Source organism: Serratia sp. LTN-2 (genome assembly GCF_059740205.1).
In genome coordinates this window covers 77,479-90,423 of record NZ_JCAXDO010000003.1, presented here as the reverse complement: position 1 = coordinate 90,423, position 12,945 = coordinate 77,479, and the positions used below count along the sequence as shown (strand labels likewise).

Here is a 12,945-nt window from a genome sequence, read left to right as displayed (position 1 = left end):
CTCCTACCATTGACCGTTTGGATAGGCGCGCTGCAGGAACTGCATCTCCGTCAGCAGCGGGCCGAGGTGTTCGCTGTGTCGCCCTTGTTTGCCGCCGTGACGGAACGCCTGCTCGGCAGGCAGCGTCAATGTCGCCTGGCGCAGCGTCTCTTCCACCTGAGCCTGCCAGGGGGCCTGCAGTTCGCGCGGATCGACGGCGACGCCTTGCTCCGCCAACGCCAGTTCCAGCTCGTCGGCGTGGAACAGCTCGGCGGTGAAGCGCCACAGGTTATCCAGCGACTGTTGGATCTTGCCGTGGCTGACGTCGTTGCCGTCGCCCAGGCGGATCATCCAGCCGTGGCTAAAGCGCAGGTGATAGTCGGCTTCCTTCAACGACTTGGCGGCGATGGCGGCGATCTGCATATCGCGGCTGCGGCTCAGCGCCTGGTGCAGCTGCACGTGGTAGGCGTCGAGCAGGAACTGGCGCACCAGCGTGTCGTTGAAACCGCCGTTCGGCTGTTCCGCCAACAGCAGGTTGTGAAACTGGCGCTCGTCACGGCCGAAGGCCAGGCTGTCTTCGCTGCAGGGCGGCCCGGCCAGTTCGGCGGCGTAGCCCAGGAAGTTGCGCGCCTGGCCGAGCAGGTCGAGCCCGATGTTGGCCAACGCCAGATCGATCTCCAGCTCGGGCGCGTGGCCGCACCAGGCGCACAGGCGCTGGGCGAGGATCAGAGGCGTGTCGCCCTGGCGAAGCAAATAGCTGATGCGCGGATCGTTAACCGTCATGGTCGCCTCTACATGTTCTTGATGCCGTCGGGAATGGTGTAAAACGTCGGATGACGGTAGATCTTGTCTTCGGACGGATCGAAGAACGCGCCGCGATCTTCCGGCTGCGAGGCGATCAGATGGCACGACTGCACCACCCAAATCGAGCAGCCTTCATTGCGGCGGGTGTAGGCGTCGCGGGCGTTTTCCAGCGCCATTTGGTCGTCGGCGGCGTGCAGGCTGCCGACGTGGCGATGCGCCAACCCTTGTTTGCTGCGGATAAACACTTCATACAGCGGCCATTCAACGTGGCTCATGATCTCGATTCCTTATGGTGGCTATGCGGCGGAGGCGGCGTTTTTCGCGGCGTGGGCCATGGCGCCGTCGCGCACCCAGGCGCCGTCTTCCCAGGCGCGGCGCTTGGCCTGCAGGCGTTCGTGGTTGCACTGGCCGCGTCCTTTGATCACCTCATGCAGTTCGCTCCAGTCGATCTCGCCGAAGCGATAGTGGCCGGCGGCATCGTCCCAGATAAGGTCCGGGTCCGGCGCCGTCATGCCCAGCGCCTCAAGCTGCGGCACGGTGTTGTCGACGAATTTCTGCCGCAGCTCATCGTTGCTGTGGCGTTTGATTTTCCACGCCATGCTTTGGGCGCTGTGCGGGGAGTCGGCGTCGCTCGGGCCGAACATCATCAGCACCGGCCACCAGAAGCGATCGATGGCGTCCTGCAGCATGGCGCGTTGCGTGTCGCTGCCGTTGGCCATCGCCATCACCGCCTCATAGCCCTGGCGCTGGTGGAAGCTTTCCTCTTTGCAGATTTTCACCATCGCCCGCGCATAGGGGCCGTAGGACGCACGGCATAACGCCACCTGGTTGACGATGGCGGCGCCGTCGACCAGCCAGCCGATCACGCCGATATCCGCCCAGTTGAGCGTGGGATAATTGAAGATAGAGGAGTACTTCATCTTGCCGTCGAGCATCTTTTGGTAGATGTCCTGGCGTGAACAACCGAGGGTCTCGGCGGCGCTGTAGAGGTACAGACCGTGGCCGGCCTCATCCTGCACTTTGGCCAGCAGCACCGCCTTGCGGCGCAGCGTGGGGGCGCGCGTCAGCCAGTTGGCTTCCGGCAGCATGCCGATGACTTCCGAGTGGGCGTGTTGGCCGATCTGCCGAATCAGGTTCTGACGGTAGGCGTCCGGCATCCAGTCTTTGGCCTCGATAGCGATATCCGCCGCGATCTTGTCGTCGAAATGCTGCTGGTACTGTGCTTCAGTTGTCATGCTTGCCTCTTGGTGATTCGTATTTTTCACATTAAACACAAAAATGTGAATCACTTTAACTAACCATAAGGCTACAAACTGATAACAAAAAGATCAAACGAGATTTATGTGGTTTTGCGAGCTTAATCACAGGGTTTAACATTAACTTATTGATTTTATTTGATAAATAAGGTGGTTGATTTTGCATTAACGGCAAGGTGAGCGGCTTGGTGGTGCCTTTTGTTCTCTTTTTGTTAAAATTGAGCTTGGCGTTGACTGGCATTTATGTGATACGTAATTAAGCTGTATGGTGAAAATTTATGAATTTTGGAGGGCACATGCAGCAGTTACACAGTTATCTTTCTGGCGCCTGGGTGTATGGGCAGGGAGAGGGCCGCCAGATCCGCCACGCCGTGACCGGCGAAGCGCTGTTCCAGGTCTGCTCCGACGGCCTGCCGTTAGCGGCCAGCCTGAGCTATGCCCGTAGCCACGGCGGCCCGGCGCTGGCGAAAATGACGTTCCAGCAGCGCGCCCAGATGTTGAAAGCGGTGGCGAAGCACCTGCTGGCGCATAAAGAGGCGCTGTATCAGATCTCCTATCAAACCGGGGCGACGCGCAGCGACGGCTGGGTCGATATCGAAGGCGGCATCGCGACGCTGTTCGCTTATGCCGGCATGGCCGGCCGCGATCTGCCGGACGATACGCTGTGGCCGGAAGATGAGCTGATCCCGCTGTCGAAGCAGGCGCAATTCGCCGCCCGCCACGTTCTGACCTCGCGCCCGGGCGTAGCGCTGCATATCAACGCCTTCAACTTCCCGTGCTGGGGGATGTTGGAAAAACTGGCGCCGACCTGGCTGGCGGGCATGCCGGCCATCATCAAGCCGGCCACCGCCACCGCGCAGTTGACGCAGGCGATGGTCAGGCTGATCGTCGACAGCGGCCTGGTGCCGGAAGGGGCGCTGCAGCTGGTGTGCGGCGGCGTTGGCGACATGTTTGCGCACCTGGATTATCAGGATGCGGTAACGTTCACCGGTTCGGCGCAGACCGGCCAGCGGCTGCGCGCGCATCCGCGCCTGTTGGAGAAATCGATCGCGTTCACCATGGAGGCGGATTCGCTCAACTGCTGCGTGTTGGCGGAGGACGTGACGCCGGAAATGCCGGAATTTGCCCTGTTTATTAAAGAGGTGTGTCGTGAAATGACCGCCAAGGCGGGGCAGAAATGCACCGCGATCCGCCGCATCATCGTGCCGGCGTCGCAGGTGGCGGCGGTGCGTCAGGCCTTGCTGCAGCGACTGTCAGGCGTGACGGTGGGCGACCCGCAGCTGGAGCAGGTGCGCATGGGGGCGTTGGTCAGCCACGAACAGCGTGATGATGTGCAAAGCAAGGTGGAGTTCCTGCTGCGCAACGGTTGCGAGCCGCTGTGCGGCGCAGCCCTGGATAAGCTGGACGTGCTGGGGGACGGCGCGCGCGGTGGCGCATTTTATCCGCCGACCCTGCTGTATTGCGCCGATCCGTTCACCCATCAGGCGGTGCACGGTACCGAGGCCTTCGGCCCGGTGGCGACGCTGATGCCGTATGCGGATACCGAGCAGGCGATCGCGCTGGCGTTGCTGGGGCAGGGCAGCCTGGCGGGATCGCTGGTGACCGCCGACCCGGCGCTGGCCAAGCGCTTTATCCGCGCGGCGGCCTGCGCTCACGGACGTATGCTGATTTTGGATGAGCAGGCGGCGGCGGAATCCACCGGCCACGGCTCGCCGTTGCCGATGCTGGTGCACGGCGGCCCGGGGCGCGCCGGCGGCGGCGAAGAGCTGGGCGGGTTGCGCGCGGTGAAACATTATATGCAGCGTACTGCGATCCAGGGCAGCCCGGCGATGCTGGCGGCCATCGGCGGTGAATGGGTGCGCGGCGCGCCGGTCGCCGAGCATCCGGTGCATCCGTTCCGCAAATATTTCGAGCAGCTGCAGCTTGGCGATAGCCTGTTGACCGCGCGCCGCACCGTGACCGAGGCGGATATCGTCAACTTCGCCTGCCTGAGCGGCGACCATTTTTACGCGCACATGGACAAGATCGGCGCTGCCGATTCGCTGTTCGGCGAGCGGGTAGCGCACGGTTACTTTGTGGTGTCGGCCGCTGCCGGGCTGTTTGTCGACGCCGCCGTCGGGCCGGTCATCGCCAACTACGGCATGGAAAATCTGCGCTTTATTGAGCCGGTGAAGATCGGCGACACCATTCAGGTGCGGTTAACCTGCAAGAAGAAGATCCGCAAGCCGCAGAAAACCGCCGAAGATCGGCCGCATGGCGTGGTGGTGTGGGATGTGCAGGTGCTGAATCAGGAACAGCAGCCGGTGGCGCTGTACAGCATCCTGACGCTGGTGGCGCGCCAGCAAGGGGACTTCGAGGCATAATGCGCGCTTCGCCGCCGCCGGCGCCCCGGCGGCGGCGAGTCATTCAGATCAGCGGCTGCCCGCGCAGCTGTTCCAGCACTTTCAGCGGCGAACGCTGCGGATCCTGCATTTTATTCACCGGCAACAGGAAGGTCTGCTCCAGCATAAACTGGCCGCCCATCGCGGCGTGCGGCGTTTGATCCGAGAAGCAAATCCAACTGCTGCCCGGCGGGAACTCCAGCGCCAGCTGCGGACCCCGTTGCTGATAATCGCCGTCGGCCTTCATCGCGTCATGCAGTTGCAGCATCAGATGGTCATAATGGCTGCGGCGGGTTTTGGTGATGCGCACCTGATGTTGCAACCAGCTGCTGAAGGCGGAGTAACGGGCCAAACGCGGCATAAAGCGTTCCGCCAGATCGGGGAAGGGTTCTCCGACGCGCCATTGGCGATTCTCACCGTGCGGATTGATGTTGGTGAAGATGCGCAGAATGCGTTCGCCGTAGTTTGGACGCGACGGGAAAGCGTCGACGTGCAGCCGGCTGTCGTCTTTGCGCCAGGAGTTCTTGGCGCGCCAGGCGGAAACCGGATGCAAGCGCAGGCTGCCGGTCGGATGGTGCAGCACCTCCTGATACTCGGGCAACAGCCCGGCGATCAGCTGGCGACAGGATTGGTAATAGCGTTCCAGCAGCTGCTGCACCTGCTGCTGGCGCTCCGCAACGGCGACGCCGGTCAGCTTGCCGGACAGAGGCTGATAGCTGATGTTCTTGCGCTTCGGATCGACCAGCGTCGGATCCAGCAGCGGCTTTTCCTGCTCAGACAGGGTGAAGGCCAGTTCAGGCAGAAACAGCACTTTGCCCTGTTCCAGTTCGCTGACCGCGCTGGATGTTTCCGTCGCCGCCCATTGCCGCAACGGCAGCGTCAGTACGGCCTGTTCACGCATAATATCGCCAGTAGGCATGAGATCTCCTCGCAAATCTGTATCGCTTTATTCCCGCCTTTCAGGTTGCCGCGTGGATGGCTGCGCTGGTTTGCACAGTGGCTGGCTGGAGCGGCGTCAGAACGCTTTGCGCCGGTCGCCCAATGGCAACGTGAAATAGGTGAGTTCTATTATGGTTGTATCAGCAGGGCGCATTGCGCCGAAGCGTGCGATGGCTTCCTGATATTTAGAATAGTCCTGACAAGGGTATCACCGGCAACGCCAATAAAAAGTAAACGTAGGCTAAACGAGCCCCGCTGTAGGCACGAATAATCAAAAAAGGCACGAATTGTTCGTTAAACGGCGCGTTTTTTATCTTGTTGAATTTTAATGGAAATAAATACCCTGCTTATTTTTCGCCGCTATTCTATTCCGGAGGGAAGATAACGCCGGAGAGAAAAAGTTTTGGGGGGAAATTATTTCATTTTTCCGGATAAATAATTTGGGCCGCCTGGTTGCGACGGCCTAATTATTGGTCAAGCGCCGTAAATGCAGTTTTTGCCTTTTTTCTTGGCCTGATACAGCGCGCTGTCGGCCTCATTGATAAAGCCGATCGGCGTATCGTTGTACATATGCGGCACTTTGGCGCAGATGCCGATGCTGATGGTAACGATGCCGTGCGGATTGCCCTGATGCGGGATCTTCAGATCGCGCACCGCATTGATAACGCGTTCGGCGAAAATCAGCGCGCCTTGCACATCGGTATCCGGCAGAATAATCCCCATCTCTTCACCGCCGTAGCGCGCCAGCACGTCGTTGCTGCGGCACGCCAACCCCTTCAGCGTTTGGCCGATCTGCTGCAGGCACTGGTCGCCGGCGACGTGGCCATAGCTGTCGTTGTACTGTTTGAAGTAGTCGATATCCAGCATCAGCAGCGCCACGCTGCGGTAGTTGCGCGAAGCGCGCGCCAGCTCGTTCTTCAGCGCGATATCAAACTGGCGGCGATTGGCCAGACCGGTCAGGCCGTCCAGCAGCGCCAGCTCTTCGAGCATCTGGTTGATGCTGGTCAACTGATCGCGGGTGCGCATCAGCTCGGCTTCGGTTTGCATGCTGTGCTTGATTTGCCGCAGCAGCACCATGCCCATCGCCAGCAGGATCATCAATAAAGAGAGGCCGCCGGCGGCGAACAGGCCGGCGTCGGTACGCCAATCCGCCAGCGCGTCGCGTTTCGACAATCCCGCGGCGATCACCAGGGGAAAGCGGTTCACTCGCGAGTAGCCGTAGATGCGCTCCACTTTGTCGAACAGCGAGGTAATGGTGGCGTTGCCGAACTCCGAATGCGGCAAAATCTCGCTGAACAGCACGCCCTTGGCGATGTTTTTACCGATCGACGTTGCCGAGTACGGGCGGCGGTACAGGATGGTGCCATCCGCCAGCAGCAGGTTTAACGAGGCGTCGGTGTTGAGCGCGAAACTATCGTAAAACTGGCGGAAATAATCGATGTACAGCGTGGCCAGCACTACGCCGCCAAAGCTGCCGTCCGGGTTGTTGAATCGCCGCGAAACGGGAATGATCAGATCGCCGGTGGTGCGGCTGCGGATCACTTTGCCGATGTACAGGCCGGCGCCATCGCGATTCTGATGATATTTGAAGTAATCGCGATCGGCGTTGTTGGCGTTCTTGATGAATTTGCCTGAGGCCGTCGCCAGCCAGCGGCCGCGCGCATCGTAAACAAACAGCCCATGCAGCTGCGGCAGGTTGCCGACCTGTGTCTGCATCACCCGCTGCAGCCGCATCAGCTGTGACGGACCCAGTCCGTCGGTCTGAATACGCTCGGTCAGATCGAGCAGATTGCCATCCACCTGCATGAAGGTGTCGTCGGCATGCTGCGCCAGCGAACGGGCGAGGTTGGCGGATTCATGCTCGGCGCTGCGCAGATCGCGCTGGTGCGCGCTCCAGATTTGCCAGCTGTTAAAGAGGATCAGCGTGGCGGCAACGATGATGACAAACACGCCGGCCTGAAATAATAATGGGGAGCTTTTAACGCTGCGCGGCGGCACGGCATCCTGTAGGGGTTGCTGCTGAGTCATGTCACCCTTGTGGTTTGATTACTATTCAATTTGAGTTAAGAGCAATCCTATATTTTATGCATAAATGCGCCAGACCTCTAGCCCTTAACGTGGCGATGCGGGAAAGTCGGGCCGCAAACTGCATCAGCGGCGGCGTAAACACTACGGAGTGAAAGGATCCATGTCGGATTACATCATTATCGCGTTACTGACGTTGGCGGTGTATTACCCCCTCACGCTGGGGGCGCTGGCGGTGATGATGTACTTCGCCTGGCGGCGGCGTCGGTCGCCCTACTGGCGGTTGGGATTGATGCTGTTGGCGCTGCTGTTCGTTCTGTTCGCCAAGGCGGCCTATGACTGGCACCGCTATAGCTAGCGGTGCCATGACGGAGTTACTCGACGTTGATCATCCAGTTGACGCCGAATTTGTCGGTCAGCATGCCGAAGCCTTTGGCCCAGAAGGTGGCTTGATAAGGCATCGTCACCTGGCCGCCCTGCGCCAGATTATCGAACAGTTTGCGTCCTTGTTCCGCATCGCTGGGGTTCAGCGACAGCGAGAAGCCTTTGTGGGAAGCCCCGCCGCTGTCATCCTGCGGACAGCCGTCTGAAGCCATCAGCACGCCGTCGCCGATCAGCAGGCGCGCATGCATGATCGCATCCGGGTTGACGTCCTGTGGCCCGCCTTGTCGGGCCTCTTCGGGCATATCTTTGAAACGCATGACCATTTCAATTTTGGCATTCAGCTGCTGCACATAGAAGTTAATCGCTTGCTCACAGTTACCGCTGAAGAACAAATAAGGTTGTACCAGCATGACATTGACCTCGGTTAAGACCCGGCAGGCAACGACCGGCCCACGGGCGGGAAAAATGATTGCTGGCGGCAATAATTGCCGTCGGTGACTTATTAGTGTAGTTCCCCTGCTGCAGAATGCTTGAGCGCGGCGAAGGCGATTAATACAGCGAAGGTTCGCCGGGCGGGCGGGTTTTAAAGCGGCGGTGCAGCCACATGTATTGATCGGGTGCCAGCAGCACCTGTTCCTCCACCACGCGGTTCATCATGGCCGCCGCGCGCGTTTCATCGTCCAGCGGGAAGTCCGTCAGCGGCGGTTGCACGATCAGCTCGTAGCCGCGGGCATTCGGCAGGCGGCGCGGCACGAATGGCACGATCGACGGCCGCCCCATACGCGCCAGGATATAGGTGCCGGTCGTCGTGGCGGCGTTTTCCACGGCGAAGAACGGGGCGAACACGCTGCTTTGCGGGCCGTAGTCGTGGTCCGGCGCGTACCACAGGATTTCACCCTGCTTCAGGTTGCGAATCATGCCTTTGATATCTTTACGATCGATCATGAATTTATTCGAGCGCAGCCGGCCCCAGGTCTGCACCCATTCCATCAGCTTGTTATTGTGCGGGCGGTGTACGCCGATGCCGGGGTTTTGCATGCCGAAGATGCGCGCGCCCAGCTCCAGAGTGAGGAAATGCAGGCCGATCAGCAGCACGCCTTTCCCGTCCTGACGCGCCAACTGCATGTTTTCCATGCCGCTCACCTTAAACCAACGGGCGATGCGCCAGTCAGGCCAGAACCAGGCCATGCCGACTTCGAACAGGCCCATGCCGACGGACTCAAAATTTTTGACAATCAGCGCCTCTCGTTCGGCGGCGGGCATCTCAGGGAAACAGAGTTCTAAATTACGGCGCGCTATTTTTACCCGGCGTTTCATCAGGAGCATGGCGATTCTGCCAAGGCCGTGTCCAAGCCGATAAATGAGCGGGTAGGGCAATAACACCAATAGATAGAGTATTCCCAGCCCTATCCACAGCAACCAATAACGAGGGCGCAAGAATTCGCGCTCAAAGCGTTGGTTTAAAATCATTTTTTCTGTTCTTCCTTTAATTTCGCAATGGGACCTTAACCCAAATTGTTAAGTGCGAAATGATAGAGCATTTTTTGTGAGACCGGGTTTTCCATTCATGCTTTTTTTACGCTTTATTTAAGCGCAGACGGAAAGCGGAACGAAATGAGATTTTTACCGAGGAAAGGGAGGAGATTCACCGCTATTTCAACCGGCTGGCGCCCTTGAAAAATAAGGACACAATTAAGCGCATCGCATAAGTGACAACCGCTATGTAACCTTAAAGAAACAGTAACGCGGCGGAACCGTCCCAGATGGCGGCCAGTGCGTACAGTAGCGCGAGAATCAGAACAAACGGGCCATTGAACATCGGCGTTTCCTCCCAAAGGATTTGTTCAAAGTTTAGTCTGCCAATATGACGACGAGATGAAATGCGAGCGTTTTTTATACGGTGAAATTCAGACGGACGGAAATGGGTAAACCGCTGATTTTTTACTATAGTCATAGTGTGAAGTTGCGCGTTTGTCGCCGCACACCCTGCATTGAGCTGCTGCGGGCAAGTCACCCAGAGCAACATCGCGGAGCGGACGGCGTCTGGCGTGAAACAGGTGACGCAATTCTCAGAGGGTGGGTCTGTAAGGATTTGACATGTCATATGAAAATGACGATCTAAGCGGTGTTGAGCAACCGAGCGACTACGTGAAAACCACCGCCTGCGAAGTGCGCAGCGGCGTAAAGGCAGCGCTCGAGCAATCATGTGCCTGCATCAAGGATAACCCTTGGGCAGGGGTAGGCGCAGGCGCCGTCGTGGGCCTGGTCATAGGATTTCTGTTAGGCAAAAGGCAATAGGGAGAGTAAAAATGGGCATCATTTCCTGGATCATTTTTGGTTTAATCGCCGGTATCCTGGCTAAATGGATTATGCCGGGCAAAGACGGCGGCGGGTTTATTATGACCGTGGTACTGGGGGTTGTGGGCGCCGTGGTCGGCGGCTATATCAGCACCTTCTTCGGTATGGGTCGCGTTGACGGTTTTAACCTGGGCAGTTTTGTGGTGGCAGTCATCGGTGCCCTGGTGGTGCTTTTTGTCTACAGGAAGATCAAAGGCTAAGCAGCCGTTGCTCAACAGGGTCGCCGCGGCGGCCCTTTTTCGTGAAATCAATCCGGCGGCGCGGCGCGGCCGAATCGCTGAAAGGGGAATATCATGGGTCTGTTCGATAGCGTATTGGGTAACATTTTAGGCGGCGGTGCCAACGGCAAAGGCATCGATTACATCGCCATTATGCAGTGGGTCGAGCAACAAGGCGGCCTGCAGGCCATTTTGGACAAGTTCCGTCAGGGGCAGTTCGGCGATATCGTCGGTTCCTGGCTCGGCAATGGCGAAAATCAGCCGATTACCGGCGATCACGTGCAGCAGGCGTTGGGCAGCGATGCGATCAATCAACTGGCTGAAAAGCTGGGCGTCGATCCGGCCCAGGCGTCCAGCACCATTGCGCAGTTTTTGCCGACGGTAGCCGATGCCGCTTCACCAAATGGCGAAGTACAGCAAGACAGCAATGAATTGGGCGACATGGTCGGCAAATTGTTCAAATAATGATTATGCTCCCGGCGTCTGGCCGGGGGCATTCACTCCGCTGATTCCCTCGATCGTCGTCAACGCCTGTTGCAGATGCGCCACCCAGGCGCGCACTTTCTGCGGAATAAAACGTAAAGCGGGATAGACCGCGTGCAGCGCCATGGGCGGGTAGCGGTATTCCGGCAACACGGGAACCAACGCCCCCGTCGCCAGCTGCTTGCCGATCAACGGCCGCTGAGCGCCGCCGATTCCGGCGCCTGCCTCGATGGCCGCCAGCAGCGATAACGTATTGTTGGCGCGGAACGTGGGCCGCAGCGCGACTATCTCGGCGCCGTGTGGGCCGAGCAGGGTGAGCGTATCACCGTCGTTTAATCCGCTGTAACGAATGTGCGCATGTTTCACCAGCTCCGCCGGCGAACGGGGGGTACCGTGCTTGGCCAGATAGGCCGGCGACGCCACCAGCAGGCGTTGCAACTCACCCAGCCGTTTCGCCACCATGCCGGGCGCGTGCAATTCGCCGAAGCGCAGCGCTACGTCGATGCCTTCGCCGATCACGTCGGCGCGGCGATCGTCCAGCAGCAACTCGATGGTGAGTTCCGGGTGACGCTGCTGGAACGCGATGGCCAGCGGCGTGACGTGTCGTTGCCCGAAACCGGTCGGTGCGTGAAGGCGCAGATTGCCCTGCAGCCGGTGGTGCTGCCCGTGCAGCGCCTCTTCCGCTTCGTCGACCGCCGCCATAATCGGTTTGATACGCTGATAGTAATCATTGCCAGCCTCGGTCAGGGTGACCGCCCGAGTGCTGCGAAACAACAGCTGCGCTCCCAGCTGTTGCTCCAGGCCGGCGATTTGCTGACTGACCGCCGGCTGCGTCAAACGCAGATCGCGAGCGGCGGCCGACAGGCTGCCCAGCTCCGCTACCCGCAGAAAGGTTTTCATCGCGTTCAGCTTATCCATGATGTGCTTGCCTATAGATTTTTCTTATTAGTGTTAGTAGAAAGTCTCTTCTACCACAAGTATTGCTAATCAATAACACTCTGGGCATCGATAACCCGAGGAGTGGCAAGATGAACGCAATGCGACAGGCGCTGGTGATCGGCGCCAATGGCGTGATTGGGCGCCGATTGATTGAGGAGCTGACCGGCCTGGGTTGGCCAGTGGTGGGCGTTTCGCGGCGGGGTGGGCAACCGGCGCCAGGGGTGAGCCATCTGCAGGTTGACCTGCTGGATGCGGCGGCGACGCGTGACGCGCTGCGACCGCTGAGCGCGATTAGTCACGTTTTCTATGCCGCCTATCAGGATGCGCCGGACTGGGCGGGACTGGTGGCGCCGAACCTGCAGATGTTGCAACACGTTGTCGAAGGACTGGAGCCGATCGTGCCGGCGTTGGAGCATATCAGCCTGATGCAGGGCTATAAGGTCTATGGCGCGCATTTGGGGCCGTTTAAAACGCCGGCGCGCGAAAGCGACGCGGGGCATATGCCGCCGGAGTTTAACATGGCGCAGCAGCAGTATTTGGCGCAGCGTCAGGCAGGCAAGCGCTGGCGCTGGAGCGCTATTCGCCCGAGCGTGGTGGGGGGCTTCTCGCTCGGCAACCCGATGAATCTGGCGTTAAGCATCGCGGTTTACGCCTCCATCAGTAAAGCGCTCGGGCTGCCGCTGCGCTTTCCCGGTAAGCCGGGCGCTTACCACAGCCTGTTGGAAATGACCGACGCCGGGCTGTTGGCGCGCGCTACGCTGTGGGCGGCGACCGAACCTGCGGCGGCCAATCAGGCGTTTAACATCAACAACGGCGATCTGTTTCGCTGGAGTGAAATGTGGCCGAAAATCGCCGCGTACTTCGGGCTGGAATGTGCGCCACCGTTGCCGATGACGCTGGAGAGCATGATGGCCGACAAAGCGCCGCTGTGGCGGGAGCTGGCGCAGCGGCACTCTTTGACCGAGCCTGATTATCGCGCGGTGGCCGGCTGGCGTTTCGCCGATTTCGTCTTTTCCTGGGACTATGACATGTTCGCGGACGGCAGCAAGGCGCGGCGTTTGGGTTTCCATCAGTTTGTTGAAACCGAAACCATGTTTATCACGCTGTTTGATGAGTTCCGCCGTCGCGGCATCATTCCCTGAGTGGCGTATTGGCTTCCCCGCCGCGAGGCGGCGGGGA

Annotated in this window: 14 protein-coding genes; 6 read left to right on the top strand and 8 right to left on the bottom strand. The window is 59.4% G+C overall.

What is annotated here, in order from left to right:
* Positions 1–3: 3 nt before the first annotated feature.
* The 3 genes from paaC to paaA are packed head-to-tail and all read right to left on the bottom strand — an operon-like array spanning position 4 to position 2,018.
* A complete protein-coding gene (paaC, locus tag AC6BYQ_RS07595) occupies positions 4–762 on the bottom strand; it encodes a 1,2-phenylacetyl-CoA epoxidase subunit PaaC (RefSeq protein WP_498056627.1) in 759 nt (252 codons plus the stop codon).
* A gap of 8 nt (positions 763–770) precedes the next feature.
* A complete protein-coding gene (paaB, locus tag AC6BYQ_RS07590; protein ID WP_198636657.1) occupies positions 771–1,058 on the bottom strand; it encodes a 1,2-phenylacetyl-CoA epoxidase subunit PaaB in 288 nt (95 codons plus the stop codon).
* Between the two features lie 21 nt (positions 1,059–1,079).
* The gene (gene paaA, locus AC6BYQ_RS07585) at positions 1,080–2,018 is read right to left on the bottom strand and encodes a 1,2-phenylacetyl-CoA epoxidase subunit PaaA (protein WP_063918600.1); all 939 of its coding nucleotides are present in this window, start codon (positions 2,016–2,018) and stop codon (positions 1,080–1,082) included.
* A gap of 317 nt (positions 2,019–2,335) precedes the next feature.
* Between paaA and paaZ the strand changes: the two genes are divergently transcribed.
* The gene (paaZ, locus tag AC6BYQ_RS07580) at positions 2,336–4,402 is read left to right on the top strand and encodes a phenylacetic acid degradation bifunctional protein PaaZ (RefSeq protein WP_498056626.1); all 2,067 of its coding nucleotides are present in this window, start codon (positions 2,336–2,338) and stop codon (positions 4,400–4,402) included.
* Between the two features lie 43 nt (positions 4,403–4,445).
* Here the strand turns inward: paaZ and kdoO are convergent, their stop codons facing one another.
* Both kdoO and AC6BYQ_RS07570 read right to left on the bottom strand, forming a co-directional pair.
* The gene (kdoO, locus tag AC6BYQ_RS07575) at positions 4,446–5,339 is read right to left on the bottom strand and encodes a Kdo hydroxylase KdoO (RefSeq protein WP_498056625.1); all 894 of its coding nucleotides are present in this window, start codon (positions 5,337–5,339) and stop codon (positions 4,446–4,448) included.
* A 494-nt stretch (positions 5,340–5,833) separates the two neighbouring features.
* Positions 5,834–7,387 carry a sensor domain-containing diguanylate cyclase gene (locus AC6BYQ_RS07570; protein WP_063918598.1) on the bottom strand — a complete coding sequence of 518 codons (1,554 nt, stop codon included), beginning with the start codon at positions 7,385–7,387 and terminating at the stop codon, positions 5,834–5,836.
* A gap of 160 nt (positions 7,388–7,547) precedes the next feature.
* On the opposite strand from AC6BYQ_RS07570, the gene AC6BYQ_RS07565 reads away from it, so the two are divergent.
* The gene (locus tag AC6BYQ_RS07565; RefSeq protein ID WP_498056624.1) at positions 7,548–7,742 is read left to right on the top strand and encodes a hypothetical protein; all 195 of its coding nucleotides are present in this window, start codon (positions 7,548–7,550) and stop codon (positions 7,740–7,742) included.
* Between the two features lie 16 nt (positions 7,743–7,758).
* Here AC6BYQ_RS07565 and yjdN read toward each other — a convergent pair whose 3' ends face one another.
* Entirely contained in the window at positions 7,759–8,178 is a 420-nt protein-coding gene (gene yjdN, locus AC6BYQ_RS07560) for a VOC family metalloprotein YjdN (RefSeq protein WP_019453497.1), read from the bottom strand.
* A gap of 139 nt (positions 8,179–8,317) precedes the next feature.
* The gene (locus AC6BYQ_RS07555) at positions 8,318–9,238 is read right to left on the bottom strand and encodes a Kdo(2)-lipid IV(A) acyltransferase (protein WP_498056623.1); all 921 of its coding nucleotides are present in this window, start codon (positions 9,236–9,238) and stop codon (positions 8,318–8,320) included.
* Between the two features lie 627 nt (positions 9,239–9,865).
* Here AC6BYQ_RS07555 and AC6BYQ_RS07550 point away from each other — a divergent pair.
* From AC6BYQ_RS07550 to AC6BYQ_RS07540, 3 genes are all read left to right on the top strand, one after another.
* Positions 9,866–10,066: a glycine zipper domain-containing protein gene (locus AC6BYQ_RS07550; protein WP_033643599.1), complete on the top strand. Its 201-nt coding sequence runs from the start codon at positions 9,866–9,868 to the stop codon at positions 10,064–10,066.
* An 11-nt stretch (positions 10,067–10,077) separates the two neighbouring features.
* Positions 10,078–10,326 (top strand): GlsB/YeaQ/YmgE family stress response membrane protein, encoded by a 249-nt coding sequence (locus AC6BYQ_RS07545; protein WP_019453501.1) that lies wholly within the window; start codon positions 10,078–10,080, stop codon positions 10,324–10,326.
* A gap of 93 nt (positions 10,327–10,419) precedes the next feature.
* Positions 10,420–10,809, top strand: a complete 390-nt coding sequence (locus AC6BYQ_RS07540; RefSeq protein ID WP_019453502.1) for a YidB family protein — start codon at positions 10,420–10,422, stop codon at positions 10,807–10,809.
* A gap of 3 nt (positions 10,810–10,812) precedes the next feature.
* On the opposite strand, the gene AC6BYQ_RS07535 is transcribed toward AC6BYQ_RS07540, so the two are convergent.
* Positions 10,813–11,745, bottom strand: a complete 933-nt coding sequence (locus AC6BYQ_RS07535; protein WP_498056622.1) for a LysR family transcriptional regulator — start codon at positions 11,743–11,745, stop codon at positions 10,813–10,815.
* A 110-nt stretch (positions 11,746–11,855) separates the two neighbouring features.
* Here AC6BYQ_RS07535 and AC6BYQ_RS07530 point away from each other — a divergent pair, with 110 nt between their 5' ends.
* On the top strand, positions 11,856–12,908 hold the full coding sequence (locus AC6BYQ_RS07530) for an SDR family oxidoreductase (protein WP_498056621.1): 1,053 nt from the start codon (positions 11,856–11,858) through the stop codon (positions 12,906–12,908).
* Positions 12,909–12,945: the final 37 nt, after the last annotated feature.

Bases quoted from the DNA above. Each gene is read 5' to 3' on its own strand.
- AC6BYQ_RS07550 (WP_033643599.1), top strand. From the start codon at position 9,866: ATGTCATATGAAAATGACGATCTAAGCGGTGTTGAGCAACCGAGCGAC.
- AC6BYQ_RS07555 (WP_498056623.1), bottom strand. From the start codon at position 9,238: ATGATTTTAAACCAACGCTTTGAGCGCGAATTCTTGCGCCCTCGTTAT.
- paaB (WP_198636657.1), bottom strand. From the start codon at position 1,058: ATGAGCCACGTTGAATGGCCGCTGTATGAAGTGTTTATCCGCAGCAAA.
- kdoO (WP_498056625.1), bottom strand. From the start codon at position 5,339: ATGCCTACTGGCGATATTATGCGTGAACAGGCCGTACTGACGCTGCCG.
- yjdN (WP_019453497.1), bottom strand. From the start codon at position 8,178: ATGCTGGTACAACCTTATTTGTTCTTCAGCGGTAACTGTGAGCAAGCG.
- AC6BYQ_RS07530 (WP_498056621.1), top strand. From the start codon at position 11,856: ATGAACGCAATGCGACAGGCGCTGGTGATCGGCGCCAATGGCGTGATT.
- AC6BYQ_RS07570 (WP_063918598.1), bottom strand. From the start codon at position 7,387: ATGACTCAGCAGCAACCCCTACAGGATGCCGTGCCGCCGCGCAGCGTT.
- AC6BYQ_RS07545 (WP_019453501.1), top strand. From the start codon at position 10,078: ATGGGCATCATTTCCTGGATCATTTTTGGTTTAATCGCCGGTATCCTG.
- paaZ (WP_498056626.1), top strand. From the start codon at position 2,336: ATGCAGCAGTTACACAGTTATCTTTCTGGCGCCTGGGTGTATGGGCAG.
- AC6BYQ_RS07540 (WP_019453502.1), top strand. From the start codon at position 10,420: ATGGGTCTGTTCGATAGCGTATTGGGTAACATTTTAGGCGGCGGTGCC.
- paaA (WP_063918600.1), bottom strand. From the start codon at position 2,018: ATGACAACTGAAGCACAGTACCAGCAGCATTTCGACGACAAGATCGCG.
- AC6BYQ_RS07565 (WP_498056624.1), top strand. From the start codon at position 7,548: ATGTCGGATTACATCATTATCGCGTTACTGACGTTGGCGGTGTATTAC.
- AC6BYQ_RS07535 (WP_498056622.1), bottom strand. From the start codon at position 11,745: ATGGATAAGCTGAACGCGATGAAAACCTTTCTGCGGGTAGCGGAGCTG.
- paaC (WP_498056627.1), bottom strand. From the start codon at position 762: ATGACGGTTAACGATCCGCGCATCAGCTATTTGCTTCGCCAGGGCGAC.